The sequence below is a fragment of the Streptomyces sp. LS1784 genome (assembly GCF_020103755.1).
GTDB lineage: Bacteria > Actinomycetota > Actinomycetes > Streptomycetales > Streptomycetaceae > Kitasatospora.
Map to the genome: position 1 here is coordinate 1 of NZ_JAHSQD010000808.1, position 2826 is coordinate 2826.

General features: G+C 74.7%; 3 protein-coding genes. 2 read left to right on the forward strand and 1 reads right to left on the reverse strand.

From position 1 onward, the window contains the following. On the reverse strand, positions 1-1359 hold a 1359-nt coding region (locus KS423_RS42680; RefSeq protein ID WP_224285079.1), incomplete at its 3' end, for a cytochrome P450. Positions 1360-1699: 340 nt separating this feature from the next. Here KS423_RS42680 and KS423_RS42685 point away from each other — a divergent pair. Beyond that, positions 1700-2464 (forward strand): sigma 54 modulation/S30EA ribosomal C-terminal domain-containing protein, encoded by a 765-nt coding sequence (locus tag KS423_RS42685; protein WP_224285080.1) that lies wholly within the window; start codon positions 1700-1702, stop codon positions 2462-2464. Positions 2465-2517: 53 nt separating this feature from the next. Continuing rightward, on the forward strand, positions 2518-2826 hold a 309-nt coding region (locus KS423_RS42690), incomplete at its 3' end, for a hypothetical protein (protein WP_224285081.1).

A 2826-nucleotide genomic window follows, 5' to 3' on the forward strand; every position in this document is an offset into this window, starting at 1 on the left:
CACCACCTCGCGGGCCCGGGCGCCCGGCACCGCCACCGGCCGCCAGCGGCGCAGGATCGTCGCGGCCGCGACGGTCAGCTCCGCCCACGCGAAGGCCTCGCCGATGCACTTGTGCTTGCCCGCCCCGAACGGCAGGAAGGACGGCCTCCCGGTGCCGCCGCCGTCCTGCCAGCGTTCGGGCCGGAAGCTCATCGGCTCCGGGTAGCGCACCGGGTCGCGGTGCAGCGCGGTGAGGCTGTACAGCAGCTCGGTGCCGGCCGGAATGCGGTACGGGCCGAGCTCGACCGGCACCTGGGCAGTGCGCATCAGGAAGGCGTTCGGCGCGTGCAGCCGCACCACCTCCTGGGTGACGCTGCGGGTGTAGGTGAGCCGGGCCAGCGCCTCGGGGGTGGGGACGCTGCCCGCGGGCAGGTGCTCGTCCAGCTCGGCGAGGATCCGGGCCTCCACCTCGGGGTGGCGCAGCAGCTCGTCCAGCAGCCAGGTGAGCGTGGTGGAGACGGTCTCGGTGCCCGCGCCGAACATGGTGATCGCCTCGGACCGCACGTCCGCCTCGGTGAGCGGGCACCCGGTGCCCGGGTCGGTCGCGGCGCGCAGCAGGGCGGGCAGGGTGCGCCGGCCCTCCTCGGCGGTCGCGGTCGCGGTGCGGCCGTTGACGGCCTGGTCGACCACCCGGTTGAGGACCCGCACGGCGTCGTCGAAGCGCCGGTTGACGGGCAGCGGCAGCCGGGCGAGCGCCGGGTTCGGGTAGAGGGACTGGACGATCTGGCCCTTCACCAGGTCAGGCAGGGCCCGATGGAAGGCGACGGTGGCGTCCTCGCTGAGCCGGGCGTCGAAGAGCGAACGGGTGACGATCTCCAGTGCCAGATGGTTCATCTCCTTGGCCACGTCGAGGACTTGGCCGGGGCGCCAGCGTCCGGCCCGTTCCTCGGCGACCTGCTGCATCACGGCCAGGTACTCGCCCATCCGGTCCGGACCGAAGGCGGGCTGGATGATCCGGCGGCGGTCGCGGTGGGCCTGGCCCTCGGACATCAGCAGGCCGTCGCCGAAGGCCGTCCTGAGGGTGTCCTGGACGGCGCCGCGCGGGCAGTCGTGGGCCAGCGCGACGAGCAGGGTGTGGACCAGTCGGGCGTCGGTGACCACACAGACGGTGCGCGGTCCCAGCCGGATGCGGACCACCCCGCCGTGGCGGGCGAGGGAACCGAGGAAGCCGAGCGGGTCACGCAGCAGGGCGCCGGCGTGTCCGAGACCGGGCACGGCGCCGGGGGCCGGCGGGGGGACGGCGGCGCGGGCCAGCGGGGACGGACCGCGGGTGGCTCTCGGGGGGACGATCAGCTTCCGCGTTTCGGTCAGCAGGGACATGACACTACCTCTCACCAGAGTGGCCGGTGCGGGCGATGCCGGGTGGCAGCGGCGGGCCGGCCGGGAGGCGGGGGACCGCCCAGCGCGGGCCCCGCGCGCGCCCCCGGCGGGAGGGCGCACGTTTGGCAAACGCGCCGGTTTCCCGAGCGTTGCGCCGAATGTGCGGAGATCACTCCAACGGCCGATTGGATCGACCCTTTCGTGCGTGCTCGAAGATCGGTGTTGACCTGCACGGATGCGTCCGTCCGGGTGATCAGGGGCCTGCTCACAGGCAGGGTCTTTGGACCCTCGCCGCACGGGCGTGCGAGGGACAGCATGGTTGCGAAGAAGGAGGAACCTGATGACCCGTCTGCGCCACCGGCCGGCCCTCGACGTCCGGGTGGAGATCCGCGGCGAGCTGCCGCACGAGGACGCCGAGTACGCCCGGGCCCGGGCGCTGGACACCGCCACGGTGCTCGGACCCGACGCCCACGCGCTGCGACTGCGGCTGACCCGCTCGCGCGACCGGTCGGTGACCCGGCCCGCGCTGGCCCAGGCGGACGTCGAGCTGGCGGACGTCGGCCCGGTCCGGGTTCAGCTCGCGACCGGTACCGCGCGGGACTCCGTCGACCTGGTGCTCGGCACGCTGGCCGGCCGGGCCGGCCGACTGCGCGAGCAGGGCGACATCGGCTTCGCCTCCGCCTACGAGAGCGCCTACCGCCCGCAGTTCGCCGACCGTCCGCTCGCCCAGCGGCGGATCGCCCGGCACAAGGCGGTCGTGCTTGCCCGCCGCACCCCCGAGCAGGCCGCGCTCGAACTGTTCGCCCTCGACCGGCGGTTCCACCTCTTCGCGGACGCCGCGACCGGGCGCGACAGCCTGGTCCACCGCTGCTCGCCGAGCGGCACGGTGGAGCTGCGCTCCGTCGGCACCGGCGCGGTGCCGACGCTCGACCTCGCCGAGGCGGCCCGCCTGCTCTGGATCACCGGCCGCCCGTTCGTCGACCACACCGACCCCGGTGACGGCCGGGCGCGGGTGCTCTACCGCCGCTTCGACGGCCACTACGGCCTGATAGCGCCGGTATCGGACGGCCGAATCGGGGCAGGAACCGTGTCGGCACGGGACTGACACCACGGCGAGACGACCACACCACGACATCTCCACGACAAGGGGCCGGGACCATGGACTGCGACGAGGTCATGCTGACCGTCCGGATCACCGCCGCCGAGCGCGCGCTGCTGCGTGACCTCGCGCGCGGGTACGGCGGCGACGTCTCGGGCGTGGCGGTGGACGGGCTGCTGGAGGTCATCCCCGCGCTGCACGACGACGCGTGCGTCCTGCCGCTGCTGCGCGTTCTGGCCAGACCGGCGCCCTTCGCGCTCACCCTGTGGCTGCCCGCCCCGGTCGCGGACCTGCTGCCGCTGCTCGGCGAGCGGCTCGTGCGGACCGGCGGTCCCGCGGTCGGCCCGGCCAGCGCCGCGCTCTCGGCG

Excerpts from the sequence above, each read along its gene's own strand:
- KS423_RS42685 (WP_224285080.1), top strand. The coding sequence starts at position 1,700 with ATGACCCGTCTGCGCCACCGGCCGGCCCTCGACGTCCGGGTGGAGATC.